Here is a 26,243-nt window from a genome sequence, read left to right as displayed (position 1 = left end):
ATCAGTGATTTCAGGAAATTCGTCGTTCGGCTTCTTCCCGTTTCAGCTGTTCCCGGAACAATCGTGTTTCTGCGATGACGACACCGGACAAACCAATCAGACCAATCAAGTTCGGAATCGCCATCAGTCCGTTGAAGACGTCGGAGATTGCCCAGACCATGTTCAAGTTCGTCGTCATCGCACCCAGTCCCGCGACGAGCACAAACAGAATCCGGTACGGTAAAATCGACTTTTGACCAAACAGATAATAAATTGATTTTTCACCGTAATAGGACCATCCGAGAACCGTTGAGAAGGCAAACATGACGAGACCAATCGTCACGATGTACTTCCCGGCCGGTCCAAGGAAGACTTCAAAGCTGGCTGTCGTCAATTCGACCCCTTCCAGCTTTTTATCGAGTTGCCCACCCATGACAAGCGTCAATCCGGTCATCGAACAGACGACAAGCGTATCCAGAAACACCTGTGTCATCGAGACGAGCGCCTGACGTCCCGGAAAATCCGTCTTCGCAGCGGCTGCTGCAATCGGTGCAGAACCGAGACCCGCTTCATTCGAAAAGACCCCACGGGCGACCCCGTAACGAATTGCGGCACCAATGGCACCACCCGTAATCGCTTCGTTCGAGAACGTACTGCTGAAGATCGTCGCGAGTGCTCCCGGAATCAGATCAAAGTTCATGACCATGATGAGGAGTCCGCTTCCGACATAAAAGAAAATCATGAACGGCACAAAGTAACTGACGACTCTGCCGATTGATTTGACCCCGCCGAGAATGACGACCCCCGTCGCCACCATCAAGACGATTCCGGTTACATACAACGGCACGTCGAACGTTGACTTCATCGCCAGCGCAACAGAGTTTGTCTGAACACCGTTTCCGATTCCAAAGGCGGCAATCGAAGCAAAAGCGGCAAACAACACACCCAACCATTTTTGTTTCAACCCCCGTTCGAGATAGTACATCGGCCCCCCGGCCATCTGTCCTTTCTCATCGACGACACGGTACTTGACGGCGAGAATCGCCTCGGCATACTTCGTCGCCATTCCAAATAATCCGGACAACCACATCCAGACAATCGCACCCGGTCCCCCGAGGACGACTGCTGTTGCGACGCCGACGATATTCCCTGTACCGACCGTCGCCGCAAGTGCTGTCATCAATGCCTGAAAATGACTGATATCCCCTTCTGACGTATCGTCCTGGTGTTTCGTGAATGCCAGTTTCAATGCGTACGGAAGCTTCGTAATTTGAATGAATCCGAGTCGTATCGTCAAGTAAATCCCCGTACCGACCAAAAAGATAAGCAACGGCGGTCCCCATACGAAATCGGATACCGTGCCAATCCAATCACTGAACGATGTACCCATTCTGTTTCCCCTCCTTCAATCCGGTATGTACTTTTCTATTTTTTCAGAATTTACAGATAATTGTCAACACTTAATTTCAGATGCATAGGATTGCGCAACTTATATTTTTTAATAGTTTAGAAATGATTAAATCATCACAACAAACGCCTTCTCGGGGAGAACCCAAAAGACGTTTGCTTTTTATCTGTTACGATACTTATTGATTTGCACTCGGTAATTCCTGGGCATCTTTTGCTTCCGCCGGCAATTCAATCGACTGAATTTCATTAAATTTCGAGAACGTCGATTCGTTTTTCATCGTAAATTCCGATTGTCCATCCACTTCGAACGCCATTTCCATATCCAGTGTTTTCGGGTAATACGTTTTGGCGTCATATGTCATCGAGTATTCCATCTTTTTATAATCGATTTGATCGATGACATCTTTCATCGGAGCAAGTTGTCCGGTTTGTTCAAGAGAATCTTTCATGAACGCTTTTAACTTGTCTCCTTTTAAATCGACGTCGATCTGATATACGTTCCCTTCTCTTTTAACCGTCCAGTTGTCTTTATACTTCTTGAGCAACTGTAGATTTTGTTCAGTTGAAGCATTTGACTTCATACTTTCCATCATATCGCCAAGCTCCGAGATATCCTGGACGAACCATTGGTTATTTTGCGACATATACAATTTATCATCAATGATATAGTTCTCCACCCGAATGTCTTTTCCATCCTGTGGATTTTTCATATTAACGATTTGATGCATCGTCAGCGGTTTTTGAATAATATCGACCGCCACCTTTTGATTCACCGACATCTCTCCCGCGTCCGATGTCATGTCACCTTCCATATGAAACGATTTGATTTCTTCTTGCGCAGCCGTTGCTTTCTTCAGCAACTCCGTATTCGAGAGCTGTTTCGACCCGTTTTCCCCTTGACCATCTTCTATCGTCTGGTTATTACACCCTGCTAATCCAATCGTTGCCGTGAGGAGCCCGATCGTCATCCACCTTGTCTTCTTCACCGTCATTCCTCCTTCAAACAGATTATCTTTCTTTACGATCTGTCACTGGAAAATGTTTCAAAACCACTTCTTATCTTATTACCGTTCTGACTCTTTTTTACTCATCAAACTTAACGTCCATCTGTCCAACGTAAATTTTAAACTTTGATTCTTAACAAAACTTTACACCGGTCAAACGTTCGTTTTACAGTCCAAAGCTAGAGTTAGTCCTGTAGATCTGAACCGTACTCATTTTCCTGAAGGAGGAACCATCCATGAAGTTGAAACGAATCATCCCGATTGTGGCATTATCGACATTATCCCTTAGCACGATGATCTCGACAGATGACGCCGAGGCAAAAACAAAATCATCCAAATCCCCGGAAATCCGAAACGTCATCTTTTTGATTGGAGACGGGATGGGTGTCTCGTATACCTCTGCCCATCGTTATCTCAAAAACGATCCAACGACGCCAATCGCTGAGAAAACAGCATTCGATAAATATCTTGTCGGTCAACAGATGACTTATCCGGAAGACCCGGAGCAGAACATCACCGACTCGGCGTCTGCCGCGACGGCAATGTCGTCCGGTGTCAAAACATATAATGCAGCGATTGCGGTCGATAACGACAAATCAGAAGTCAAAACTGTTCTCGAAGCGGCGAAGCAACGCGGAAAATCGACAGGACTCGTCGCGACATCCGAAATCACGCATGCGACGCCGGCCTCGTTCGGTGCGCATGATGAGAACCGCAAGAACATGAACGCCATCGCCGACGATTATTTCAAGGAGCGGGTCAATGGCAAACACAAGATTGACGTCCTCCTCGGCGGCGGGAAATCGAACTTTGTCCGCCCGGATGTCGATTTGACGAAATCGTTTAAGAAAGACGGTTACAGCTACGTCACGGATCTTGATCAATTGCAGGCAGATAAGAACAAGCAGGTTCTTGGTCTGTTCGCGGACGGCGGACTGCCAAAACGAATCGACCGCGAGAATACCGTTCCATCTCTCGAACAGATGACGAACTCGGCCATCAAACGTCTTGATTCGAACAAAAAAGGTTTCTTCCTGATGGTCGAAGGAAGCCAAATCGACTGGGCGGGTCATGATAATGACATCGTCGGTGCCATGAGCGAGATGGAAGACTTCGAACGTGCCTTCAAAGCAGCAATCGCTTTTGCCAAAAAAGATAAACACACACTCGTCGTCGCAACAGCCGATCATTCAACCGGCGGTTATTCGATCGGAGCAGACGGCATCTACAACTGGTTCGCCGAGCCGATCAAGGCTGCGAAAAAGACGCCGGACTTCATGGCGGCAAAAATCATTGAAGGCGCAGATGTCCGGAAAACCTTGACGACGTACATCGACCAAAATCGACTCGCCTTGACGGAAGACGAAATCCAGTCCGTTTCACGTGCCGCGGAGTCGAAGAAAGTACTCGACGTCGATAATGCGATTGAAGATATCTTCAATCAGCGCTCACACACAGGCTGGACGACAGGTGGACACACCGGGGAAGATGTCCCCGTCTATGCCTTTGGTCCAGCGAAAGAACGATTCGCCGGTCAAGTCGATAATACAGATCACGCCAAAATCATCTTCGATCTGTTGAAATCGAAGAAATAAGGAGACTTTACATGAAACAGATACTTGCTGCCTTGATGCTCGGGACGATTCTTTCGGGTTGCGGCAATGCGCCAGACACCATACAAGAAAAGTCGTCAGAGAAATCGGTCCCGAAACAGGAGACACCGGTATCGATCGAGAAGTCTGCCACGTATGTCCCGAACCCGCAATTACCAGATGACCGTAAACTGACGACCGTCAACCAATCGGTATCCGACGATAAAGGTGAACTGACATTAAAACAAATCGTCCGTCCTGATGTGACACGAACCATCGGACCAATCACGATGAAGATTGAAGAAATGAAGGTGTTCCATGCCCGTCCCAGTTACGGGATGATTGACTTTTTCCACGGCTTCACCCATGACGAATCCTTCGACCTCGTCAAGACGCGTGTGACAATCACGAATACAGGTGACGAACCGGTCACCTTTAACCCTGTTGCCCATTTTAAACTCGACGCTAAGACTGAGAAGACGATCGGGGACGATGTCTACCTCGAGTCACTCGCGACGACATACGCGCCGTCCGAGACACGGACCGGTAATTTTGGCTTCATCATCGAACAACCGCTCGAGTCCGTTGAATTATTGACCAGTGACGTCCTGAACGGGAAACGCGACGTCCTCGAAAAAGGCGTTTCGGTCTCAACAACACTCAAGTGAGAACAAAAAAACAGGCAATCCTTTCCGCATGATACGGAAGGGATTGCCTATTTTTGATACAACGCCGGAATCTGTTCGTGCGGCATCGGACGACCGAAATAATACCCCTGCATCCGTGAACATTCCAACCGATTGAGGACATTGACCTGTTCCAGCGTCTCGACTCCTTCCGCGATGACTTCGAGCTCAAGCGATTTCGCCAAGTGGATGATCGAAGAGATCATCGAGTAGCCCGTTGTTGCCGGCTGGATTTTTTCGACGAACTCGCGTGGAATCTTTAGCGTATCAATCGGAAAATCAGCCAGTCGGGACAAGGAAGAATAGCCGGTGCCGAAGTCGTCAATTGAAATCGTGAATCCAAGTTCCTTCAGGCGATTCATCGTTTCGACCGTTTCCTCAATATCTTCCACGGCCGAGACTTCCGTGATTTCAAGATCAATTCTGGTCGGATCGACCTGTGTCTCTTCGACAAGTCGAACAAGTGTCAGGACAAACGTCGGATGGTGGAACTGTTGCATCGAGACGTTCAGTCCGACCTTCAAGGTCAAGCCGGCATCTTCCCACTGCTTCGCCTGTAAAAATCCTTCGCGTAACACCCATTCGCCTAAACGAATGATCATCCCGGCCTCTTCTGCCATCGGAATGAAATCGTTTGGGGCAATCATACCGAGTTCCGGATGATTCCAGCGGATCAACCCTTCGACACCGACCATCCGGTACGTTACCGTATCGACTTGCGGTTGATAATACAAAACCAGTTGATTCGTATCGATCGCAACCGGCAATTCGGATTCGAGCCGCAATCGGTACGACGCCTTCTCCGCAATATCTTCAAAGAAGATAATCGATTTCCCGCCGCTTGATTTGGCCTGATACATCGCTAAATCGGCTTGTTTCAACAACGTCACGATCGGCTTGTCGGTTGTCCGCTGATAACCGACGGCTCCGATACTTGGGTTCGAAATCAGTTCAATCTCATCAATCGTATAGGTCATGCGTAACCGTTCGAGCAGTCGGGTCGTCCGGATCCGTCCGTCCGTTTCCGATGCGACATGACGCAAAATGACCGTAAATTCATCCCCACCTTGACGCGCAACCAGATCGTCCGGCTCTGTCACCTCTTGTAAGCGGCTTGCGACTTGAATCAATAACTGATCTCCGACGTGGTGGCCAAACGAGTCATTAACGAGTTTGAAGTCATCCAAATCGATGAAGCACAAGATGATCGTTTCATCGTCCTGTTCCACTTCTACCAAATGATGAAGCACTTCTTCAAAGTACGTTCGGTTGATCGCTCCGGTCAAATGATCGTAATAAGCAAGACGGCGAATTTTCAATTCATTTTCCCGCACCCGCGTAATATCCTGACCGATTCCATAGATGCCAACAAACCGGTCCCGGACACGAATCGGAATGTTTGTTACGTTCAGCAAAACATCCGTCCCGCCCGATTTGCGAAATGTCGTTTCAAATTGATGCGCCGTCATCTCCTCATCAGCCGCTGCTTGTTGTTCCATCAGCTGTTGATAGGATTTGCCGACCAGCTGGTCCGCACTTTGCTCCGTCAGTTTTTCAAAGGACGGATTGGCACTTTTGATGCGCCCTTTCAGATCCAGCGAGTAGACGGCATCCGGATGATACGTAAACAATGACTTATACCGCTCTTCACTCTCTTCAAGTTCGTCTGCCTTATGATGAATTTCTTCTATTAATTCGTGATTACTCAAAATCATCAAAATTTGCCGAATTAAAATCAACAGAATCGTAATCGCGCAGCCAATCATCAACCCGTTCAAGGCTTCGTCACGCCGTGCGTACAGGGCCATCGTTGAAAACAGGACGATGACGAGCAAATACGGCAAAAACAGTTTCCCGAGTTGCACCGTACTCCGTTGCTGTCTGTCACTCGGCTCGTTCGCACTTACTGATTTGCTGACATGCCCCGCTACACCGACCATTAATAATCCGAGGATGAATAACGGATCGATCAAGCGAACCGCCTCATTGCCACTGACGGTCGTCATATAGACAAACATCGTGTCAGCAATAACCTGCAGTAAAAGTCCTAAAAACAAGAATTGGAACAAACGGATCCGTTCGCGCCACTCTTTTTTCTCAAACAGATAATAAATGCTGATCATACAAAACAGAAGCACGATGTCACACATCGGATAAGCAAACGCTAAAATCACCTCACCACGTGACGCAAACGGTGTATCGAACAGGGGACGAATCAAGAAAAACCAGCTGTAGGTGACGGCGACCGTCATGACGATGGCAATATCGAAGATAAAACTGATCAGCCGGTTTTTCGTGACGTGCCGGCGAATCAAATGTAAAAAAGCGGCTAAAAAACAAACCGATTGTAAGATGTAAAAAACATCCGACACGCCTGGAAAGGGGACATCCATACGCAAAATATTTTCATAGGACATCCAAACCAATTCGGCAATCAGATAACTCCCCGTCCCGAACGCCAAATACAGAAAAAACCGCCCTTCTTGTTGACGGAACGTCCGGTGCGCCTGCAACAGAAGAATCGTTGCCAGCAAACAGCCGATGATCGAGAACAGATTGCTTCCCCAAGCCAAAAGCGCCGGTCGGTCCTCCAAAAGAATAATCCACAGGTAGTACATCGTAATGAAAATTAAGATACCCGGCAGATAATACGATTTTTTAAGACTGATCATGTACCTTTCCTCCTTCATGAAAAAGTCCTTCTCCTTCCATTAGGGATAGAGCATTCAAAGTCCTGCGCGGGAGACAAAAAAGAAACCTGCTTCCATCAGAAACAGGTCTCAAGCCTTACGTTTTCCTTCATTAAATGGTCCGTAACAGATTCGCCATCTCAATCGCTGAAACCGCCGCTTCATATCCTTTGTTGCCCGCTTTCGTTCCTGCCCGTTCGACAGCCTGTTCGATCGAATCCGTTGTCAGGACACCAAAGATAATCGGAACTCCCGTTTCACGTGACGCACCTGCGACCCCTTTCGCGACTTCGTTACAAACATAATCGTAGTGGGATGTCGCGCCGCGGATGACGGCACCGAGTGTGATGACAGCATCATAGTTTCCGCTTTTCGCGAGCTTCTCTGCGACGAGCGGAATCTCAAACGCTCCCGGCACCCATGCCGTATCGACAGCATCCGCCGCGACACCGTGTCGACGGAACGCATCGTTTGCGCCTCCAACTAATTTTGATGTGATCAATTCATTAAACCGTGCTGCGACGATTGCGACGCGTAGTCCTTCACCTGTTAAAAATCCTTCGAATACCATGTTATTGTCCTCCTTGGATGTCGAGCAGATGCCCGAGTTTCGTTTGTTTGGTCTGCAGATACTGCTTGTTTTCCGGGACCGGTGCAATCTCAAGCGGGACACGCTCAAGCACGGTGATGCCGTGTTGTTCCAGTGCCTGTTGTTTTTCCGGATTGTTCGTCATCAGCCGAATTTTCGTGACACCTAAATCGTGCAACATCGCAGCCGCAACGGTGTAATCGCGTAAGTCTGTCGCATACCCGAGTGCGTGATTCGCTTCAACCGTATCGAGTCCCTGTTCCTGTAACTCATAAGCTTTCAGTTTCGCCATCAAGCCGATTCCCCGCCCCTCTTGCCGCAGGTAGAGAACAGCTCCGCCTTCATGTCCGATACGTGCCAGTGCCGCGTCAAGTTGCGGACCGCAATCACAGCGTTTTGATCCGAAGACATCTCCCGTCAGACATTCCGAATGCAGCCGGACGAGCATCCCGTCTTCCGGTTCTCCCGATAAGACGGTGACGTGTTCTTTTTGATCAGGCGTCGTATAACCGAGCATCCGAAACGCACCGTGTGCTGCCGGAAGCAAAACGTCCGCTTCCCGCCGGACGGGGCGTTCGAGATACGTGACGAGCGCGTCAATCGTGATCATCTTCAGTCCGTGGACTTCTTTATACGTCAACAAGTCGTCTACACGCGCCATCGTCCCGTCTTCTAAGATGATTTCACAAATGACGGCAGCTTCGGCACTTCCGGCAAGCCGTGCCAAATCTACTCCGGCTTCCGTATGACCGCGCCGTTCACGGACACCGCCCTCTTTGGCGATTAGGGGAAAGATGTGACCGGGACGCTTAAATTGTTTTGCCCCATCCGTCAGCATCCGTTGAATCGTCAACGCGCGTTCCGCGGCACTGATGCCGGTCTTTGCTTCTTCGTGATCGATGCTGATCGTAAACGCCGTTCCGTGCGGATCGGTATTGTGATCCGTCATCGGGTTCAACTCGAGCCGGGCTGCGAGTTGCGGGCTGACCGGAACACAGACGAGTCCTTTCCCGTATGTGATCATGAAGTTGATTTGTTCCGGTGTTGCATGTTCCGCGAGGAGAATCAGGTCTCCTTCGTTTTCCCGGCTTTCATCGTCACAGACGATGATCGGACGTCCGTGTTTTAATTCTTCAAGTGCTTCTTCTACAAGATCAAATCCGTTCATCATGCTCCGCCTCCTAAAAATGCCGACCAATCCGTTTTTTGTTCCTGTTGCGTAAAGTGATACAAATGTTTCGCCATTAAATCACATTCGATATTAACGAGCGCTCCGCTTTGCAGCCGGTCGAATGTCGTCACCTGCCGGGAGTGCGGAATCAACGAGATGGTCAAACTGTTTGCCTCCACGTGTTGAATCGTCAAGCTCGTTCCGTTGATCGCGATTGACCCTTTCGGAATACAGTATTTGCTCCAGTCACCGGTCTCAAAGCGGTATTCCATCGCTTCACCATCCGGTCGACGGCTTAAGAATCGTGCTGTTCCGTCGATATGTCCGCTGACGAAATGACCGCCGAATCGTCCGTTCGCCGGCATCGCCCGCTCCAGTTGGATTGGTGTTCCGACCCGCAACGTCTGAAGAGACGTCGCCCGAATCGTTTCATGAACGGCATCTGCCGTAAAAGCCGTCGAAGTCATCGCCGTGACCGTCAAACAGATGCCGTCGACGGCGATACTGTCACCGATTTTCGTCCCCTCAAGCACATGCCGCGCCTCAATTTCGAGTGCTAAACCGTTCGGACGCGGAACTTTTCGTTTGATCGTCCCGACTTCTTCAATCAATCCTGTGAACATGAGCCGCCTCCTTTCCGTGTATAGCGCAGATGCACATCCTGTCCGATTTGCGCGACGTTGGTTAAATCAAACCGGTCTTCAATCTCGATTGTGCTCGTCAATCCGGTCGTCCCTTGTAAGACCGACGGGGCTTGATAGATGTCAAGATGATCGACAAGGTCTGCTTCTAAAAACGCCGACTGAATCGTGGGTCCTCCTTCAATCAACAGACTGCGGATGCCTTGGTCGTACAATATGTCTAAAATCTGATTCGGTGTCGTATACGTGCCGACGAGAACCGTGACATTCGATTGAACCGAGACACGCGGTTGTTCCGTCAGCCAGTATGTCGGATTCAAGCCGTCCCGAAAGACTTGGGCTGTTTCCGTCAACCGTCCGCGGCGATCGACAACGATTCGAATCGGTTCAGGTCCGGCTTCCGTGCGTAACGTCAATGCGGGATCATCGACTAAGATCGTTTCACTCCCGACTAAGATGGCGTCATGTGTGGCCCGCAACTCACGTCCTGCCGCCCGGGCTGCAACTGACGTAATAAAGCGTTGCTCACCTGTCGTCACGATACCGTTTAAACTTTGGGCGACTTTGACGGTGACAATCGGTCGTTTCCGCTCGAGACTTTGCCAAAACGGTGTATAAAAACGAACCGCTTCGTCCTCCAGTAATCCGACTTCGACCGTCAGTCCGGCTTCACGCAGACATGTAATACCTTGTCCGGCGACGATCGCATGCCGATCTTCCGTTGCGACGAACACCCGCTTGATGCCGGCGGCTAAAATCGCCTCCGTACACGGCGGTGTCTTTCCGTGATGATTACACGGTTCAAGCGTGACGTAGAGATCGGCACCGCGCGCCGCCTCTCCTGCCATTTTCAACGCTTCGACTTCCGCGTGCGGACCACCCGCAAACCGGTGCGCACCGAAGCCGATCACTTTTCCATGTTTCGTAATGACACAACCGACACTCGGATTCGGACTTGTTTGTCCGTCTAACATCCGTGCCAATTGCATCGCCTGATGCATTCTATTATTCATGTTTTCGCTCCTTTCAAAAGAAAAGACGCCGCTGCATTTGCAGGGCGTCATGATTGAAGGGTCACGAAAGAAACGTCTTGTTTTTCTGTTTAAAAGCGTACAGAAATAGACCTTTTTCTGAACAGATTTTTTCAGAAAATGGTTTCAAGCACATTTTTTCGTTCTTCTCCCATCCGGACTTTACCGTCGGCCTTGGAGTCACACCAAGTCAGCCATAGTGCGTACACTATGGGTCGCGGGCTCGTCGATTTAACATCGCATCACCGCCGGTTGGGATTTTCACCCTACCCCGAAGAACTGGTTATTCAGTTGTACAGGTCAAGATTAGCACAGGTAATTTTAAAATACAAAAAAAGAATTTATTTTCTTTTTCTCGGATTAAGAAAAAAAGTATGGTTTTGCCCGACCAGTTGTCTTGATGATATCCGGTCGGGAAAACACACACTTACGTCTTTTGCTGTTAGGTCAAATAACCGTTTTTCCGGTCATGGAACTCTTGTTTGACTGTACCTAACAACGAGTCATCCGTCAGCAGACGTAACGCAGTCCGGGCTAGGATCTTGGCTCCTGTAATCAGTGTTTCGTCGCCTTGTTCCGATTTCGCCGCCTCCCGAAAACTTTCCGTGTGAGCGACCAAATCGTCCGCTCCAATCTTGATGTACGGATGAATGGTCGGCAGGACTTGGCTGATATTGCCGGCGTCCGTCGAGCCGAGTCCGGGTCGTTCATCCGTCTTGACGTCTTCCCCAAGTGCCGTCGCTTCTTCCCGGAAAATCTCGTCAAACGTCCGGTTGAACAGCAGGTTGTCGACCTCATTTTGGAAGGCGATGACCTCAAGCGTTGCCCCGGTCGCAAGGGCTGCTCCTTCAGCAACAGCTTTGACTTTCGCTGTCACCGCATTCAGCCGTTCGCGTGTCGTCGCCCGGATGAAGAAGCGGGCTTTCGCGTACTCCGGAATGATGTTCGGAGCATCTCCGCCGTCGGTAATGATACCGTGAATCCGGATATCACTCGGCAACTGTTGCCGTAATGCATTGATCCCGTTAAATAACTGAATGACCGCATCCAGGGCATTGATCCCTTCTTCCGGTGAAGCCGCCGCATGGGCCGGTTTACCGGTAAAGGCAAAATCGAGCGGGTCGACGGCAAGTGAAGAACCGGTGATCCGCGTTTGTCCGGACGGATGCACCATTAAGGCAGCATCAATCCCCGCCAGCAAATCGTGCTTGACGAAACTTCCTTTCGCACTGCCGTTTGGTCCGCCTTCTTCCGCCGGTGTCCCGAGGACGACGACACTGCCACCGACTTCATCAAGGACTTTACTGACGGCAATCGCCGCTGCGACACTCGTCGTCCCGATGATATTGTGCCCGCACGCGTGACCGATTCCGGGTAACGCGTCATATTCAGCGAGAAATGCGATGGTCGCCCCCGGTTTGTCCGAGATCTTTCGGGCAAGGAAGGCTGTATCGTGTCCCGCGACACCGAGCTCAACCGTGAACCCTTCTGCCGTCAGGCGTTCGGCATGATGACGTGACGCAAAATATTCTTCGTTGCCAATTTCAGGTGTCGCATGAATCCGGTGGCTCGTCTCGAGATAAGACTCACGTTTTTGTTCAATGTCCTGTTCAATCGTTTGAATCAAGTTTTCCCGTATCGTCTGAATGGTCATTTTGGTCACGCTCCTTTGGATTTTTAGTTATTCCCCGATGTCACTGAGCGGGACGAACGTCGGAATCGTGCTGCCTTTGTACTCTTTTTTGATGAAGGCCGCGACATCGTCCTGCTGGTAGAGTGAAGCGATTTTCTTCAATGTTTTTTTATCCTTATCTTCCGTCCGGGTTGCGATGATGTTGATGTACGGCTTCGCCGTCTCGTTTTCATGAAGAATCGAATCCTTGATCGGGTTGAAGCCTGCATCGACGGCGATTCCGTTATTGATGATCGAAGCCGATACATCCGGTAGGACGCGTGGTGTCTGTCCGGCGACAACCGGGACAATCTTCAGTTTTTTCGGATTCTCGACGATCTTATCGACGGATCCATTGCCATCAAAGTCGTCCGGTAGCTTGATCAAGCCTGCTTCCTGCAACAGCAGCAGTGCCCGGCCCATATTGGTCGCCTCGTTCGGGACGGCAATCTTCCCACCGACCGGAATGTCTTTGACGTCCTTGACCTTATCCGAATAAATCCCCATCGGTGCAATCACTGTCGTCGCGATTGGCGACAGCTTTAACTTATGTTCCTTTTTGAAAGCGTTGAAGTAAGACACGGTCTGGAAAGAGTTCGCATCAATCTCACCTTCTGCCAGGGCCAGGTTCGGCTGGACGTAGTCGGAGAACTTAACGAGCTCAATCGTAATCCCCTCTTTCTTCGCTTTTTTCGCGACATATTCCCAAACTTGTGTATCAGAACCGCTGACGCCAAGCTTGACCGTTTTTTGATCTTCTTCTCCGGAAGCGGCACATCCCGCAAATAATACCGTCGTTAATGCTGCACCAATCGCTAAACCTTTTTTCATCATCCATCTCTCCCTTATCTGCTCTATGTTTTTTTTAATGTCTCCGAATTTTCCGTGCCAACAGATTACCTGTCGTCTGTAACCCTTGAACAAGAATCACGAGTATCCCGACCGTGATGATCATGACGGTCGTATCAAACCGTTGGTAGCCGTAGGTGATCGCTAAGTCACCCAGTCCGCCACCACCGATCGCTCCGGCCATCGCCGATGCACCGATTAAGCCGATCGTCGCAATCGTCAAGTTCAGAACCAGCGAGCTGAGGGCTTCCGGCAACAGGAAGCGGAAAATTGTCTGCAACGGTGTCGCCCCCATCGCTTCTGCCGCCTCCAAGACACCGGTATCGACTTCCAGTAATGAACTTTCGATCAATCGGGCGATGTACGGTGCCGCGTAAAAAACAAGCGGAACGATGGCTGCCTGCGTCCCGATCGACGATCCGACAATCAAGCGTGTCAGCGGAATGATCGCGACGAGCAGGATAATGAACGGGACGGACCGGAAGATGTTGACGATGCCGCTTAAGACATTGAAGAAAGGAATTTGTTCAAGCAACGCCCCTTTACGTGTGACGACGAGCAGAATGCCGAGCGGTAAACCGATTAATGTCGAGAAAAGTAACGACAGTCCGACCATCGTCAACGTCTGCAGGAATGCATTCCAAATATCTGTGTAATTAACTAACATCCGCGAGCACCTCCTCGACGACGACATCCGACTGATGAATGTAATGCAATGCCCGTTTGATTTCCGTCGCGTCGCCGATCAGTTCAACGAGCAGACTGCCGAACGGAATGTTTTGCAGTTCCGTGATGCTACCGTGCAGGATGTTGAGATCGACATCAAACCGTTTCGCGACTTGCGATAAGAGCGGTTGCCCCGTCCCTGCCCCGAGGAAGTTGATTTTGTAGATGTGATGTCCGGCATCCCGTTGATCGATGACGGTTTGAACCGATGCCGGAATTTCATCCTGCATGACGGAGCGGACGAAGTTTTTTGCCGTTGCCGTCTGTGGATTCGAGAAGACATCGAACACGGTACCCGATTCAATCAGCTGACCGGCTTCGATGACGGCGACACGGTCACAAATCTCACGGATGACACCCATCTCATGGGTAATCAGTAAAATCGTGATGCCGTATTCCTGATTAATCTGTTTCAACAGGCGTAATATGTGTTGCGTCGTCTGGGGATCGAGGGCGGATGTCGCCTCGTCACACAACAGGACCGACGGCTGGGTCGCGAGTGCCCGGGCGATTCCGACCCGTTGTTTCTGTCCGCCCGATAACTGATCCGGATAATGATCGGCCTTATCTGCCAAATCGACGAAGTCCAGTAGTTCGCTGACCCGCCGGTTGACTTCCTCTTTTTTGACACCTTTTAAGACAAGCGGTTTTGCGACATTCGCAAACACTGTATTCGAATCCAGCAGGTTGAAATGCTGAAAGATCATTCCGATATGTTGTTTTGCCTCCCGCAGCTGCTTCGCCGAGAGGGTTGTCAAATCTTGTCCATCGACCGTCACGCTGCCGGATGTCGGCCGTTCGAGCAGGTTGACGCATCGTAATAAGGAACTTTTCCCGGCTCCGCTGAAACCGATGACACCAAAGATTTCGCCTTTTCGGATTTCGAGATCCACTCCGTTCAACGCAGCGATCGATTGGTCATTTGTTTCATAGATTTTTTTTACATTTTTGAATGTAATCACCACTTTTTCCCCCTTCAAAATACAAAAAAGGTCTCTTCTTAAGAAACAAGAAGAGACCTGGATCCGCACAATGGCAGAATCCACTCGACTCATCTCTCAGACAATTGTCTGATGGAATTGGCACAGTGCTCATAATGAGTCTGTTGCCGAGGTTTCGTAGGGCCAGTCCCTCCACCTCTCTGGATAAGTGTTGCGGTATGAAATTCGTATGTGTGTTGTTGCCGGTTGAACTTATGTCGTAAAACTAATTTTTACACTACAGAAAGATCTTTTAAAGGTCAACCATATTTTCAAAAATAAACCATATGACCCATATCGATTGTTGTACCGGGACAAACCGGATTCTTGCATAAATTTTGATGCCATTAAAGAGAGTTTGACAATTCATTTCCGTCAATGCTATTATCTTCTCAATGATTAATCCGACAATTCCTATACGATATATCAAGAGTGGACGAGAGACCTGGCTCTAGGACTCCACGGCAACCTGCTACTATGCAAGGTGCTCCGACCAGCAAAGCGGCTGCTTTGGATGATACACACGAGAAACTCGTTTGCGTCCAAAGCCAAACGGGTTTTTATTTTTGAAATGGAGGACGAGATGATGAGTATGGTTTATCCTGTTATACCGGGTGCAGAAGCCTTTTCCTTAGGACGCGGATCCGTCGGCATTTTGCTCTGTCATGGTTTTAACGCAACACCGCAAAGTGTTCGGGCTGTAGGAGAACAGTTCGCAGAACATGGCTTCTCCGTCTATGCGCCTCGCCTGCACGGTCACGGGACGGATGTACGGGAATTCGAAACGACGATGGCAGACGACTGGAAACAGAGCTTACGTGACGGCTTCGAACAATTGGCCGCACGGTGTGAATCAATCTTCATCGTCGGACAATCGATGGGCGCGACACTTGCCCTGTCGCTCGCCGCTGAAGGTCTCCCGGTCGCAGGAATCATCACCATCAACGCCGCCTTGGCTGTCCCTGCTTACGAAGCCTTGTCGTTCACCGATTGTCCGGTCTATCTTCCGGAAAGTGTCCCTGATATCAAACAATCGGCTTTTGAAATCATCTATGATCTTGTCCCCGCCGTCTGCGCTTCAGAACTGTTGCGACTCATCGATGAGACGCGACCACACTTAGCAACGATTCAAATTCCGACACTTATTTTATATTCTGCCGAGGATCACGTCGTCCCGCCAACCTGTTCGGATTATTTGTACCGGACGATTGGCACAGCGGATAAACGCAGTTATTGTCTGCTTGACTCGTACCATGTTGCGACACTCGATTATGATCAAAAGACAATTGTTCGGGAAACCTTACGATTCGTCGAGCAGTTCAGCCAGTTGACACGGACCGGTTGATATAAAAAAAAGCGAACGATTCTTTGGCCTCACTGCCAGGAATCGTTCGCTTTTTCAAATCGGATATGCTCAATTCTGCTGTTGTTTTTTCCATTCCTGTAACGGTTGTGGTTTGCCCGGTACTTGATGACAATGGCGGCAACGTGGTTCATAGGATTCAGACGCCCCGACCAAAATGATTGGATCATTGTAGTTTGCGGGTTTCCCGTCAATCAATCGTTGTGTCCGCGATGCCGGATCTCCGCACGACAGACAAATCGCCTGTAATTTCGTCACGAATTCTGCACGTGCCAACAATTCGGGCATCTTGCCGAATGGCTCCGCCCGAAAGTCTTGATCGAGTCCTGCACAAATGACGCGTTTGCCATCTTGAGCCAGTGCTTCGATGACCGCGACGATTTCGTCGTCAAAGAATTGAACTTCGTCAATGGCGACGATTTGTGTTTCTTCCGCCACTGCTGCATAGACATCACGACTCGTCGCCATCGGAATCGCGATGACGGAATTGCCGACGTGCGACACGACATGCTCCTCGTGGTACCGGTCATCGATTGCCGGCTTGAACACCTGAACCGGTAACTTTCCATACTGTGCCCGTCTGACACGACGGATCAGTTCTTCTGATTTGCCGGAAAACATGCTTCCACAAATCACTTCAATCCAACCATATTGATTGATCACATGCATCATCGTAAACACCGTCCTCTAAATTAGTCACTTTAACGAGTATAGCCCGAATCTAAATTGAGAAAAAGGATTGACTTCTAAAAATCAAAAACCCGTGCCAAATTCCCCACTTTCTTCATCTTCTCATTTCAACTGGTATGTATTTCCTGTACACTGAAAGAGAAGTTTCTTTGAAGGAAGGTGACTCCGATTCATCATATATTACATGAAGTCCTCCACCAATATGGAGCGTTCGGACTCGCCGTTCTGCTGGCCGGCGGAATCGTTGGTCTTCCTGTTCCGGACGAGACATTACTCGTCATGTCAGGATTCTGGATGCACCATGGTGATTTACCGCTTGCCGGAACGATTCTTGCTGCCTATGCCGGCAGCTGTATCGGTATGACAATCAGCTATGTCCTCGGTCTAAAGCTCGGAATGCCATTATTGCATCGAATGGCTCCGAAGTTACGGATTTCTGAAAAACATATTTTCAAAGCGGAAGCCGGATTTTTACGTTACGGAAAAACCGTCCTCATTATCGGTTATTACATACCCGGACTCCGTCAACTCTCTGCTTTTTTTGCCGGTGTCTCGAAAATGCCGTTCCGGATTTTCGTTACTTATGCTTATACCGGTGCTTTAATTTGGATCAGCATCTTTTTAGGGGCAGGTTATTTCCTGGGTCGTCATTTTTCCTTCAGTCTGCTCATGGAACATTTTGCAAATAATCCGGATACACTCCCGTATCTGATTGGTGCTGCCGGTGGAATCGGACTCTCTTTCGTCTTAAGAACGTATCTGGCGTACCGTACTAAGTTCTGTCTATACAAAAACAGCCTGCTCCAGTGATGGAGACAGGCTGTTTTTTAATACTGAAGTCGCAATTACTTGCGGCCGTATTTTTTGTTGAAGCGATCGACACGACCGTCTGCAGCGTTGAACTTTTGACGACCAGTGTAGAATGGGTGCGAGTCCGAAGACACATCCACACGGATGAGTGGGTACTCGTTTCCATCTTCCCAAGTGATTGTCTCGTTCGAAGAACGTGTAGAACCAGTCAAGAATTTGTACTCAGTAGTTGAGTCCATAAATACAACTTTGTTGTAGTTTGGGTGAATTCCTTGTTTCATGGTTGTTTTCTCTCCTTCCGCCCTGGTTCATTTGCTGAGCCAGAGTAAGTTACCTTCCTATACTAAACGATTTTTTCACGACCCGCAATACCTATTTTCAAGTCGTTGTGTCGGTTTTCGTCACACGCGGTTTAACAGGCGCGCGCCGGACGGGTTTCTTCTTTTCTTTATTCAGTTCAACAAAAAATTCTTCGTTATTTTTCGTGTCCCGAATCTTGCGTAAGAAGCTGTCGACAAACTCATTTGACTCGTTCATCGTCCGGCGGATCGTCCACAGGGCGTCGAGTTGATCTTTCGGTAACAACAACTCTTCTTTCCGTGTTCCTGATTTCCGGATATCGATGGCCGGGAAGATCCGGCGCTCGGATAACTTGCGGTCTAGATGCAGTTCCATGTTGCCGGTTCCTTTAAACTCTTCATAGATGACATCATCCATCCGGGAACCGGTCTCGACGAGGGCTGTCGCGAGAATCGTCAGGCTGCCACCGTGTTCGATGTTCCGGGCGGCTCCGAAAAAGCGTTTTGGTTTATGGAAAGCGGCCGGATCGATCCCTCCGGACAACGTTCGTCCGCTTTGCGGAACCGTTAAGTTGTAAGCACGTGTCAAACGTGTAATCGAATCCATCAAGATAACGACATCTTTTTTATGTTCGACGAGACGCATCGCCCGCTCAAGGACAAGCTCCGAAATCCGGACGTGGTTGTCCGGTGTTTCGTCAAACGTCGAACTGACGACATCCGCTCCCGGAACAGACCGCTCGATGTCCGTCACTTCCTCCGGGCGCTCATCAATCAATAGAATGATCAATTCGACATCGGGGTGATTCACTTGAATCGAATTCGCGATTTCTTTTAATAGAGAAGTCTTACCGGCTTTAGGCGGTGCGACGATCAAACCGCGTTGGCCAAACCCGACCGGCGCAATCATATCCATCACCCGGACCGACAAATGACGCGGTTCTGTTTCAAGTCGCATCAGGCGATCCGGATAAATCGGCGTCAATGCCGGGAAGAACAGACGATTCCGTGCCGTGTCCGGCGCTTCTCCATTGACTGCTTCCACACTTAAAAGACCTTGGAACCGTTCATTCTCTTTTGGCGGTCGGACCTTTCCAGTCACGACGTCTCCGTTACGGAGATTAAAGCGGCGGATTTGTGAAGCGGCGATATAGATATCTTCAGAGGATTGCGAATAGTTGATAGGACGAAGGAAGCCGAAGCCGCCATCATTTTGCATCTGTGGGTTTCCGGGAATAACTTCGAGTACCCCCTCGAGGAAATAAAGACCGGTGGATTCTGCTTGCGCTTTAAGAATTTTGAACATCAATTCGCGCTTACGAGCCTCACGGTACTGTGGTACGTTTTTTGTTTTTGCGATTTCATATAAATCTTTTAATGTCAGGTTGCTTAATTGAGCAAGTGTATAGGAACGTTCTGGTTTGTCAGTTTTCTCAGTTGGCATGTGCATTCACCTATTCTTCGTATAAATTCAGGAGCAAAGGATTTCATCTTCATGGTGCAAATTCATGGTGCAAAGGATCTTGGTGTATATTCTTCGTGAATTAAAGGTATCACATTTCATCCATTTCGTCGTGATTTAAGAAATGGGAATTTCTTCTTTGTAATATTCGAGTATATTATTGCAGTTATGTTACAAAAACGTCATGTTTTGTAGCGGAACTGAAAAAACGTTTTCATGTATCCGCATGCTAAGATAATCGTGCAGAGAAAAACTTACACAGTTGTAAGGTGCACTGCTTAAACAAACACTTAATGAGATACATCATATAACTCGGTTTTCAAAACTACTTTAAAATGACATGGAGGATTTCACATATGAAACGTTTTCTAGCATCGGTCGCGACAGCAGCATTAGTGGTTTCAGGATTTGCATCAGTGGGAACAGATAAGGTTGAGGCAGCTTCTACAGTAACGAAAGTCAAGATCACAGATAGCGGATTACGTGTTCGTACGGCTCCTTCTACTAAAGCAAGCATCGTCGGTAAAGTAAACGCAGGCCAAACATTTACATACAAAGGTAAATCAGGCAGCTGGACTAAAATTTCGTACGGTGGCAAAACACGTTATGTATCTACACAGTATACGAAAACATACAAGTCTTCTACTTCAACGGCTAAAAAATCAACAACTTCATCTTCAACACGTACACGCCTTCTAAGCGAAGCAGCTAAACATAAAGGAACTCCTTATGTATGGGGCGGAACGACAACTCGTGGATTTGACTGCTCTGGTTTCACAAGCTACGTCTACAAAAAAGCAGCAGGCAAAACATTGCCACGTACGTCTTCTTCACAATATTCTTCTTCTAGAAAAGTAAGTGTCTCAAACGTTCAACCTGGAGATCTTGTTTTCTTCTCACACGGTAGCGGCATTCAACACGTCGGTATGGCGACAAGCAAATCAAGCATGGTCAACTCAGAAACAGGTGGCGTCAAGTACTCAAGCTTCAAATCAGGTTACTGGGGTTCACGCCTTGTCGGCGCGGGTTCATACCTATAATTTAACGAACCAAGCGGTTGAGCATCGGCTCGATCGCTTTTTTTCTACCCTATTATACAAGGAGGACATATCATGAACGTATTAATCACCGGGGCTTCTGCCGGAATCGGGCGCGAACTTGCCTATCTGCATGCTGATCAAGGGCATCATCTGTTACTGGTCGGCCGAAATGTCGAACAACTTTTCGAAACAAAACACTTTGTTGAACAACGAGGCGGCTCTGCCGTCGTTCTTCCGTATGATATCGGGCAATCCCTTCAAATCAAAGCCCTGTTACGTGCGACAGAACACACTCCCGTTGATGTTTTGATCAATAACGCCGGTTTTGGTCTTTATGGTGAATTTATCGAAACGGATTTATCACGCGAATTGAACATGATTGACGTCAACATCCGGGCGCTGACTCATCTGACGAAAGCTTTTGCCCGACGGATGAAAGTTCAAGGGAGTGGACGGATTATTCAGATCGCTTCGACTTCCTCTTTCCATGGCGGTCCTTTCATGAGCGTCTATTATGCGACAAAAGCTTACGTGCTCAGTTTTTCGGAAGCCTTGGCAGATGAGCTCGCACCTTACAATATTCAGGTGACAGCCGTTTGTCCGGGTGCCACGCATACTGATTTTGCCACGACAGCGGATCTCGCGACATCCGGGCTGTTTAAACGACCAGGAATCATGGATGCCAAAACAACTGCTCAACTTTCCTTCACGGGATACATGAAGGGAAAAACGCTTGTCATTCCCGGTCGCAGTAATGCAGTGTATGTCTTTATGACACGCTTCTTCTCGCGACGCAAACTCGTTCAGATGACACACCAGTTGCAAGCTCCGACACACAGTCTTTAATTCAGATTTTGTCATTTCCATTCGAGTGGCCTTTTATAAATCCGATATCAGAGCTTGACTCATAAGTCACACCAAAATCAATTCTCGTGACGAATGTTTCCTACATCCTCGCTTTCCACGGGCGGGAGGCAAGCCGCGGCAGCTCGCATTAATATGCAATCTGCCGGGTCTTCCCTATCCCTGACGGAAGCACTAATCGCGCTTCCTTTTCCCGTAGGAGTCGAGAATGTATGTCTCCGTTCTACAGGAATCAAATAGCCGATGATCCTTCTCACGGGATCATCGGCTATTTCTATGCTCATTTACGACAGTTTGGTGAGTAATTGAGATACCTCATACAAATGCTCTTATTTCTTGTACAAAAAGAAAAAAGAAGCAGATTTCCGGATTAAATACCGAAAATCTACCTCCCTTCATTCATTTTTGAATCATGACTCGCATGTAGCATCAAACTGCATTGCCTTTTCGAAAAGAATTACGTTCTTCACTCGACTCCTACGGGAAAAAGCGCGGTGTTCCGCGCTGTCAGAGACAAACAAGACCCGACTACTTGTCCATTTGGACAAAGTAGGCGCGGCTTGTGTCTCGCCCGAGGAAAGCGGGTGAAGAAAACGTAGATTCTTTTGGATAAGCTTGCAATGCCGATTACTTAATAACGAGCTTTGGTTTTTTCTTGAACGAGTGAATCCCTTCGACGAAACGAACCGTTCCCGATTTCGCCCGCATGACGACAGAGTGTGTTTGACCGCCTTGCGCGCTAAATTGAACACCTTTCATCAACTCACTGTCCGTGACACCGGTTGCTGCAAAGATACAGTCATCGCCCGTGACAAGGTCATCCATCATGAGGATTTTCGACGGGTCTTCAATTCCCATCTTCTTGCATCGTGCGACTTCCGCTTCATCTGCCGGTAAGAGTCGGCCTTGAAGTTCCCCGCCGAGACATTTTAAAGCCACGGCTGCCAGAACACCTTCCGGCGCCCCGCCTGAACCGAGTAGAATATCGATCCCTGTATGCGGGAAAGCCGTATTGATAGCTGCTGCGACATCTCCGTCACCAATCAGACGAATCCGTGCCCCTGTTGCGCGAATCCGTTGAATGATTTCTTCATGACGTTCCCGGTCAAGAATCGAGACGACGACATCTTCGATTTCTTTATTCTTTGCTTTGGCGACGGCAGCGATGTTTTCTTCAATCGTCGCATCCAAGCTGACGTGTCCCGCTGCTTCCGGTCCGACAGCAATCTTATCCATGTACATATCCGGTGCATGTAATAAGTCTCCTGCATCCGCGACCGCAAGAACTGCGAGTGCACCCCATGTGCCTTTGGCGACGATGTTCGTGCCTTCAAGTGGGTCGACGGCGACGTCAAGACGTGGTCCGTATCCATTTCCGAGTTTCTCACCGATATAAAGCATCGGCGCCTCATCCATTTCTCCTTCGCCGATGACGACCGTTCCTTTCATCGGGATCGTATCAAATACATCACGCATGGCGCTTGTTGCTGCGTCATCTGCCTCGTTTTTCAAGCCCTTCCCCATCCAGCGTGCCGAAGCCAGTGCTGCTGCCTCCGTTACGCGTACGAGTTCCATTGATAAACTTCTCTCCATGTGTATAATCCCCTCTCCCTAACTGAAAACCTTAAACCGTTTCGCGCCAAACAAGAGCCCCGAGTCCTTTTAACTTCTCGACGAACTGTTCATAGCTTTGATCAAGTACTTCTGCATGGTGTAATGACGTCTCACCGGAAGCAAGCATTCCACTTAACACGAGTGCTGCTGCACCGCGTGGATCATGGGCTTCAATTTCCGTGCCACGCAACGCTTCACCGCCACGGATGATGATCGAAGCGTCTTCGTGGGTAATTCGTCCATTCAACCGCCGCATTTCCTGGACGTGCCGGAAACGTTGAGGATATAACTTATCGACGACGACACTCGCGCCTTTCGGTTTCAACAGGACAGCCGAGATGATTGGTTGAAGATCGCTCGGAAATCCACCGTAATGAAAGACCCGAACGTCAATCGGTTTCGCCATATCGATGGATGCCGTGACCGAATCATCTCCCTGCTCGATGTTGGCCCCGAATCGTTCCAGCTTTTGAATGATGCTTTCAAGATGTAACGGAATGACATTATCGACCGTCACACGGCCGAGGACTGCTCCCATTGCCAGGAACGTACCTGCTTCCATTCGATCGGGAATCAAGGTGTGGCGGCATCCTTGAAGCGTCTTGACGCCTTTGATTCGAATCTCATCGGTCCCTGCACCTTTGACACTCGCACCCATGTTCGTCAACATCGTACTGACGTCGATGACTTCCGGATCACACGCTGCATTTTCAATGACCGTCGTTCCTTCCGCCATGACGGCGACCAGTAAAGCACTGATTGTTGCACCGAATGAAGGAAGGTCCAAATAAATCCGGTTTCCCTTCAACTCTTCGACATGCATGTAGTAAACCCCTTGTTCATTTCGCATCTCGACACCAAGTCGTTCTAATGCCTTGATGTGTAAATCAATCGGCCGAGGACCGATGGCATAACCACCGGGCAGACCGACGACCCCCTGTTTGAATCGTGCCGCGAGGACACTCATCAGGTAAATCGATCCACGTAACTTCCGTGTATCTGCTCCTGTGAGCGGCATCGGTTCGACATGACTCGGGTCAATCGTCACCATATCGCCTTGACGTGTTACGACAGCTCCAAGCATCTCAATGATTTGGATCATCGTCGCAACGTCGCCAATGTCCGGTACCCCCTCAAGAATGACCTGTTGATCGGTCAGCAATGCTGCCGCGAGACACGGAATCGCACTCTGTTTCGATCCACTGATCATGACGGTTCCTTCAAGACGCTGTTGTCCTACGATATGCAAAATGTCCACATTCCATCAACCTTTCTCTACAATCTTTTATTGCTGCGCTTTTTCCCAGTCCGCGAGGAAGCGTTCGATTCCTTGCGTCGTTAACGGGTGTTGCGTCAGTGACTCAATGACATTGAGCGGAATCGTCGCGATGTCAGCCCCAGCGAGTGCCGCATTCGTGACGTGCACCGGATTACGGACAGAAGCCGCGATGATTTGTGTCGGAATATCATGAATGACGAAGATTTGAGCAATCGTTTCGACCAGTCCCATCCCATCTTGACCGATATCATCCAGACGACCGAGGAACGGTGATACGTATGTCGCACCTGCACGCGCTGCGAGCAGGGCTTGGTTCGGATTAAAGATCAATGTGACGTTCGTCGTGATGTTTTCTTTCGAAAGTGCTGCAACGGCTTCGAGTCCTGCCGGTGTCATCGGAACCTTTACAGTAATGTTCGGTGCAATCTGAGCAAGTTCCTTCCCTTCCCGGATCATTCCTTCTGCATCGAGGGCAATGACTTCGGCACTGACGGAGACGTCTCCGACGATCTCACAGATTTCACGCAGGCGTGTATGGAAATCGACGCCTTCTTTTGCGACGAGTGACGGGTTTGTGGTGACCCCATCCAAAATCCCCATTTTATGTGCTTTTTTAATATCCTCTACGTTTGCTGTGTCGATAAAAAATCTCATCTCTCTCTTTCCCCTTTCATCCCTTAAAAATTTCCCTTGAAATCGCTTACTCTTCCATTATAAATTTTTTCGCTGAGAAGTCCTAACGTTTTCCAAAACAATCTCATGATTCAGATGAAAAAAAGCACGATAGACGAGTGTCTACCGTGCTTTAGGCATAGAAAATTAAGCTTTGTTGCTTGAACCGAACTCACGCATCTTACCGATGACTGTTTGTTTGATTGCTTCACGACCTGGTGCGATGAATACGCGTGGGTCATATGCTTCTGGTTTCTCAGCCAAGACTTCACGAACCACTTTCGCGAACGAAATTTGGTTTTCCGTGTTGACGTTGATTTTCGAAGTACCAAGCGAAATTGCTTTTTCGATATCGTGTGTCGGGATTCCTGTTCCACCGTGAAGAACGAGTGGGAGGTCTGTTGCGTTACGGATTTCTTCCATTTCAGCGAAACCAAGGTTTGGTTCACCTTTGTATGGTCCGTGAACAGAACCGAGTGCAGGAGCAAGCGTGTCGATTCCAGTTTCTTTGACGATACGAACGCAGTCGTCAAGTTTCGCGTACATGACATCACCGATGACGTCGTCTTCTTGTCCGCCAACTGTACCAACTTCCGCTTCGACTGAAACACCTTTCGAATGCGCATACTCAACAACAGCTTTTGTTGTTTCGATGTTTGTGTCGATCGGGCTATGTGAATCGTCGATCATTACAGATGTAAATCCAGCGTCGATCGCTTCTTTACATTTTTCAACGCTCGAACCGTGGTCGAGGTGGATTGCAACAGGAACTGTTACTTTCATGTCGTGAACGAGACCTTCTACCATTTTAACAACTGTGTAGAAACCGCCCATGTGACGTGCTGCACCTTCAGATACTCCAAGAATAACCGGTGACTGCTCTTCTTGAGCCGCACCGAGTACTGCTTGAGTCCACTCGAGGTTGTTGATGTTGAATTGACCTACTGCGTACTTACCTTCGAGAGCTTTGTTTAACATGTCTGTCATAGATACTAATGGCATAATGACATCCTCCTCTGTTTTGATCGCTACTTACACGTAAACGTGCATTTTCAGACTGATTATAACACACTGATTCACCGGAACGTACAGCATTTCACTCCGAATTTAGGATTGTGACGACGACGTGA

The 26,243-nt window shown here is 48.9% G+C and carries 24 protein-coding genes and 3 riboswitches; of the genes, 6 read left to right on the top strand and 18 right to left on the bottom strand.

The features are described from left to right. Positions 1 to 10 precede the first annotated feature (10 nt). Both MUN34_RS00475 and MUN34_RS00470 read right to left on the bottom strand, forming a co-directional pair. A complete protein-coding gene (locus MUN34_RS00475) occupies positions 11 to 1,369 on the bottom strand; it encodes an alanine/glycine:cation symporter family protein (protein WP_247856575.1) in 1,359 nt (452 codons plus the stop codon). A 196-nt stretch (positions 1,370 to 1,565) separates the two neighbouring features. Then, the gene (locus tag MUN34_RS00470; RefSeq protein WP_247856574.1) at positions 1,566 to 2,381 is read right to left on the bottom strand and encodes a DUF6612 family protein; all 816 of its coding nucleotides are present in this window, start codon (positions 2,379 to 2,381) and stop codon (positions 1,566 to 1,568) included. 248 nt (positions 2,382 to 2,629) lie between these two features. On the opposite strand from MUN34_RS00470, the gene MUN34_RS00465 reads away from it, so the two are divergent. Next, the gene (locus MUN34_RS00465; RefSeq protein WP_247856573.1) at positions 2,630 to 3,988 is read left to right on the top strand and encodes an alkaline phosphatase; all 1,359 of its coding nucleotides are present in this window, start codon (positions 2,630 to 2,632) and stop codon (positions 3,986 to 3,988) included. An 11-nt stretch (positions 3,989 to 3,999) separates the two neighbouring features. Beyond that, positions 4,000 to 4,653, top strand: coding sequence for a DUF4352 domain-containing protein (locus tag MUN34_RS00460; RefSeq protein WP_026827323.1), 654 nt, complete (start codon positions 4,000 to 4,002; stop codon positions 4,651 to 4,653). 47 nt (positions 4,654 to 4,700) lie between these two features. Here the strand turns inward: MUN34_RS00460 and MUN34_RS00455 are convergent, their stop codons facing one another. The 9 genes from MUN34_RS00455 to MUN34_RS00415 form a co-directional block, all read right to left on the bottom strand. Next, entirely contained in the window at positions 4,701 to 7,343 is a 2,643-nt protein-coding gene (locus tag MUN34_RS00455; RefSeq protein WP_026827322.1) for a putative bifunctional diguanylate cyclase/phosphodiesterase, read from the bottom strand. Between the two features lie 130 nt (positions 7,344 to 7,473). Continuing rightward, the gene (gene ribH, locus MUN34_RS00450; RefSeq protein WP_012371577.1) at positions 7,474 to 7,932 is read right to left on the bottom strand and encodes a 6,7-dimethyl-8-ribityllumazine synthase; all 459 of its coding nucleotides are present in this window, start codon (positions 7,930 to 7,932) and stop codon (positions 7,474 to 7,476) included. Position 7,933: 1 nt separating this feature from the next. After that, a complete protein-coding gene (gene ribB / locus MUN34_RS00445; protein ID WP_247857026.1) occupies positions 7,934 to 9,118 on the bottom strand; it encodes a 3,4-dihydroxy-2-butanone-4-phosphate synthase in 1,185 nt (394 codons plus the stop codon). Continuing rightward, entirely contained in the window at positions 9,118 to 9,744 is a 627-nt protein-coding gene (locus MUN34_RS00440; protein ID WP_247856572.1) for a riboflavin synthase, read from the bottom strand. Before MUN34_RS00440 ends, ribB begins: the two co-directional genes overlap by 1 nt. After that, positions 9,729 to 10,775, bottom strand: a complete 1,047-nt coding sequence (ribD, locus tag MUN34_RS00435) for a bifunctional diaminohydroxyphosphoribosylaminopyrimidine deaminase/5-amino-6-(5-phosphoribosylamino)uracil reductase RibD (RefSeq protein ID WP_247856571.1) — start codon at positions 10,773 to 10,775, stop codon at positions 9,729 to 9,731. Before ribD ends, MUN34_RS00440 begins: the two co-directional genes overlap by 16 nt. Before the next feature lie 157 nt (positions 10,776 to 10,932). Beyond that, positions 10,933 to 11,076, bottom strand: a riboswitch (FMN riboswitch). Between the two features lie 159 nt (positions 11,077 to 11,235). Further along, positions 11,236 to 12,447 carry a M20 family metallopeptidase gene (locus MUN34_RS00430; RefSeq protein WP_247856570.1) on the bottom strand — a complete coding sequence of 404 codons (1,212 nt, stop codon included), beginning with the start codon at positions 12,445 to 12,447 and terminating at the stop codon, positions 11,236 to 11,238. A 27-nt stretch (positions 12,448 to 12,474) separates the two neighbouring features. Next, a complete protein-coding gene (locus MUN34_RS00425; protein WP_034770134.1) occupies positions 12,475 to 13,296 on the bottom strand; it encodes a MetQ/NlpA family ABC transporter substrate-binding protein in 822 nt (273 codons plus the stop codon). Positions 13,297 to 13,330: 34 nt separating this feature from the next. Further along, positions 13,331 to 13,981 carry a methionine ABC transporter permease gene (locus MUN34_RS00420; RefSeq protein ID WP_026827316.1) on the bottom strand — a complete coding sequence of 217 codons (651 nt, stop codon included), beginning with the start codon at positions 13,979 to 13,981 and terminating at the stop codon, positions 13,331 to 13,333. Beyond that, positions 13,971 to 15,002, bottom strand: coding sequence for a methionine ABC transporter ATP-binding protein (locus MUN34_RS00415; RefSeq protein ID WP_026827315.1), 1,032 nt, complete (start codon positions 15,000 to 15,002; stop codon positions 13,971 to 13,973). The genes MUN34_RS00420 and MUN34_RS00415 overlap by 11 nt, the downstream gene beginning before the upstream one ends. Positions 15,003 to 15,088: 86 nt before the next feature. Next, a riboswitch (SAM riboswitch) is annotated at positions 15,089 to 15,192 on the bottom strand. A gap of 248 nt (positions 15,193 to 15,440) precedes the next feature. Further along, a riboswitch (SAM riboswitch) is annotated at positions 15,441 to 15,544 on the top strand. A 62-nt stretch (positions 15,545 to 15,606) separates the two neighbouring features. On the opposite strand from MUN34_RS00415, the gene MUN34_RS00410 reads away from it, so the two are divergent. Then, on the top strand, positions 15,607 to 16,365 hold the full coding sequence (locus MUN34_RS00410) for an alpha/beta hydrolase (RefSeq protein WP_247856569.1): 759 nt from the start codon (positions 15,607 to 15,609) through the stop codon (positions 16,363 to 16,365). A 69-nt stretch (positions 16,366 to 16,434) separates the two neighbouring features. Here MUN34_RS00410 and MUN34_RS00405 read toward each other — a convergent pair whose 3' ends face one another. Next, positions 16,435 to 17,055 (bottom strand): thymidine kinase, encoded by a 621-nt coding sequence (locus MUN34_RS00405; protein WP_147510219.1) that lies wholly within the window; start codon positions 17,053 to 17,055, stop codon positions 16,435 to 16,437. Between the two features lie 177 nt (positions 17,056 to 17,232). Between MUN34_RS00405 and MUN34_RS00400 the strand changes: the two genes are divergently transcribed. Beyond that, entirely contained in the window at positions 17,233 to 17,883 is a 651-nt protein-coding gene (locus MUN34_RS00400; protein ID WP_247856568.1) for a DedA family protein, read from the top strand. Positions 17,884 to 17,918: 35 nt separating this feature from the next. On the opposite strand, the gene MUN34_RS00395 is transcribed toward MUN34_RS00400, so the two are convergent. Beyond that, the gene (locus tag MUN34_RS00395; protein ID WP_012371588.1) at positions 17,919 to 18,164 is read right to left on the bottom strand and encodes a type B 50S ribosomal protein L31; all 246 of its coding nucleotides are present in this window, start codon (positions 18,162 to 18,164) and stop codon (positions 17,919 to 17,921) included. A gap of 97 nt (positions 18,165 to 18,261) precedes the next feature. Beyond that, the gene (rho, locus tag MUN34_RS00390) at positions 18,262 to 19,626 is read right to left on the bottom strand and encodes a transcription termination factor Rho (protein WP_026827311.1); all 1,365 of its coding nucleotides are present in this window, start codon (positions 19,624 to 19,626) and stop codon (positions 18,262 to 18,264) included. 374 nt (positions 19,627 to 20,000) lie between these two features. On the opposite strand from rho, the gene MUN34_RS00385 reads away from it, so the two are divergent. After that, a complete protein-coding gene (locus tag MUN34_RS00385; RefSeq protein ID WP_081776596.1) occupies positions 20,001 to 20,684 on the top strand; it encodes a C40 family peptidase in 684 nt (227 codons plus the stop codon). A gap of 72 nt (positions 20,685 to 20,756) precedes the next feature. Further along, positions 20,757 to 21,530, top strand: coding sequence for an SDR family NAD(P)-dependent oxidoreductase (locus MUN34_RS00380; RefSeq protein WP_247856567.1), 774 nt, complete (start codon positions 20,757 to 20,759; stop codon positions 21,528 to 21,530). Positions 21,531 to 22,175: 645 nt separating this feature from the next. Here the strand turns inward: MUN34_RS00380 and glpX are convergent. The 4 genes from glpX to fba form a co-directional block, all read right to left on the bottom strand. Further along, on the bottom strand, positions 22,176 to 23,141 hold the full coding sequence (glpX, locus tag MUN34_RS00375) for a class II fructose-bisphosphatase (protein ID WP_026827309.1): 966 nt from the start codon (positions 23,139 to 23,141) through the stop codon (positions 22,176 to 22,178). Positions 23,142 to 23,172: 31 nt separating this feature from the next. Next, complete coding sequence (murA, locus tag MUN34_RS00370; RefSeq protein WP_247856566.1) at positions 23,173 to 24,420, bottom strand: UDP-N-acetylglucosamine 1-carboxyvinyltransferase; 1,248 nt, start codon at positions 24,418 to 24,420, stop codon at positions 23,173 to 23,175. A gap of 27 nt (positions 24,421 to 24,447) precedes the next feature. Next, the gene (gene fsa / locus MUN34_RS00365) at positions 24,448 to 25,095 is read right to left on the bottom strand and encodes a fructose-6-phosphate aldolase (protein ID WP_012371594.1); all 648 of its coding nucleotides are present in this window, start codon (positions 25,093 to 25,095) and stop codon (positions 24,448 to 24,450) included. Between the two features lie 165 nt (positions 25,096 to 25,260). After that, entirely contained in the window at positions 25,261 to 26,115 is an 855-nt protein-coding gene (gene fba, locus MUN34_RS00360; protein WP_026827307.1) for a class II fructose-1,6-bisphosphate aldolase, read from the bottom strand. Positions 26,116 to 26,243: the final 128 nt, after the last annotated feature.

The sequence above is a fragment of the Exiguobacterium sp. 17-1 genome, from assembly GCF_023096305.1.
GTDB classification, from domain to species: domain Bacteria; phylum Bacillota; class Bacilli; order Exiguobacteriales; family Exiguobacteriaceae; genus Exiguobacterium_A; species Exiguobacterium_A sibiricum_A.
Note: the sequence above shows the minus strand (reverse complement) of the source record. Positions and strands in the feature narration are given on the sequence as shown.

What these genes read in the sequence shown, in the direction of transcription:
- MUN34_RS00475 (WP_247856575.1), bottom strand. Translation starts at nt 1,369, where the DNA reads ATGGGTACATCGTTCAGTGATTGGATTGGCACGGTATCCGATTTCGTA.
- MUN34_RS00470 (WP_247856574.1), bottom strand. Translation starts at nt 2,381, where the DNA reads ATGACGGTGAAGAAGACAAGGTGGATGACGATCGGGCTCCTCACGGCA.
- MUN34_RS00465 (WP_247856573.1), top strand. Translation starts at nt 2,630, where the DNA reads ATGAAGTTGAAACGAATCATCCCGATTGTGGCATTATCGACATTATCC.
- MUN34_RS00460 (WP_026827323.1), top strand. Translation starts at nt 4,000, where the DNA reads ATGAAACAGATACTTGCTGCCTTGATGCTCGGGACGATTCTTTCGGGT.
- MUN34_RS00455 (WP_026827322.1), bottom strand. Translation starts at nt 7,343, where the DNA reads ATGATCAGTCTTAAAAAATCGTATTATCTGCCGGGTATCTTAATTTTC.
- ribH (WP_012371577.1), bottom strand. Translation starts at nt 7,932, where the DNA reads ATGGTATTCGAAGGATTTTTAACAGGTGAAGGACTACGCGTCGCAATC.
- ribB (WP_247857026.1), bottom strand. Translation starts at nt 9,118, where the DNA reads ATGAACGGATTTGATCTTGTAGAAGAAGCACTTGAAGAATTAAAACAC.
- MUN34_RS00440 (WP_247856572.1), bottom strand. Translation starts at nt 9,744, where the DNA reads ATGTTCACAGGATTGATTGAAGAAGTCGGGACGATCAAACGAAAAGTT.
- ribD (WP_247856571.1), bottom strand. Translation starts at nt 10,775, where the DNA reads ATGAATAATAGAATGCATCAGGCGATGCAATTGGCACGGATGTTAGAC.
- MUN34_RS00430 (WP_247856570.1), bottom strand. Translation starts at nt 12,447, where the DNA reads ATGACCATTCAGACGATACGGGAAAACTTGATTCAAACGATTGAACAG.
- MUN34_RS00425 (WP_034770134.1), bottom strand. Translation starts at nt 13,296, where the DNA reads ATGAAAAAAGGTTTAGCGATTGGTGCAGCATTAACGACGGTATTATTT.
- MUN34_RS00420 (WP_026827316.1), bottom strand. Translation starts at nt 13,981, where the DNA reads ATGTTAGTTAATTACACAGATATTTGGAATGCATTCCTGCAGACGTTG.
- MUN34_RS00410 (WP_247856569.1), top strand. Translation starts at nt 15,607, where the DNA reads ATGAGTATGGTTTATCCTGTTATACCGGGTGCAGAAGCCTTTTCCTTA.
- MUN34_RS00405 (WP_147510219.1), bottom strand. Translation starts at nt 17,055, where the DNA reads ATGATGCATGTGATCAATCAATATGGTTGGATTGAAGTGATTTGTGGA.
- MUN34_RS00395 (WP_012371588.1), bottom strand. Translation starts at nt 18,164, where the DNA reads ATGAAACAAGGAATTCACCCAAACTACAACAAAGTTGTATTTATGGAC.
- rho (WP_026827311.1), bottom strand. Translation starts at nt 19,626, where the DNA reads ATGCCAACTGAGAAAACTGACAAACCAGAACGTTCCTATACACTTGCT.
- MUN34_RS00385 (WP_081776596.1), top strand. Translation starts at nt 20,001, where the DNA reads ATGAAACGTTTTCTAGCATCGGTCGCGACAGCAGCATTAGTGGTTTCA.
- MUN34_RS00380 (WP_247856567.1), top strand. Translation starts at nt 20,757, where the DNA reads ATGAACGTATTAATCACCGGGGCTTCTGCCGGAATCGGGCGCGAACTT.
- glpX (WP_026827309.1), bottom strand. Translation starts at nt 23,141, where the DNA reads ATGGAGAGAAGTTTATCAATGGAACTCGTACGCGTAACGGAGGCAGCA.
- fsa (WP_012371594.1), bottom strand. Translation starts at nt 25,095, where the DNA reads ATGAGATTTTTTATCGACACAGCAAACGTAGAGGATATTAAAAAAGCA.
- fba (WP_026827307.1), bottom strand. Translation starts at nt 26,115, where the DNA reads ATGCCATTAGTATCTATGACAGACATGTTAAACAAAGCTCTCGAAGGT.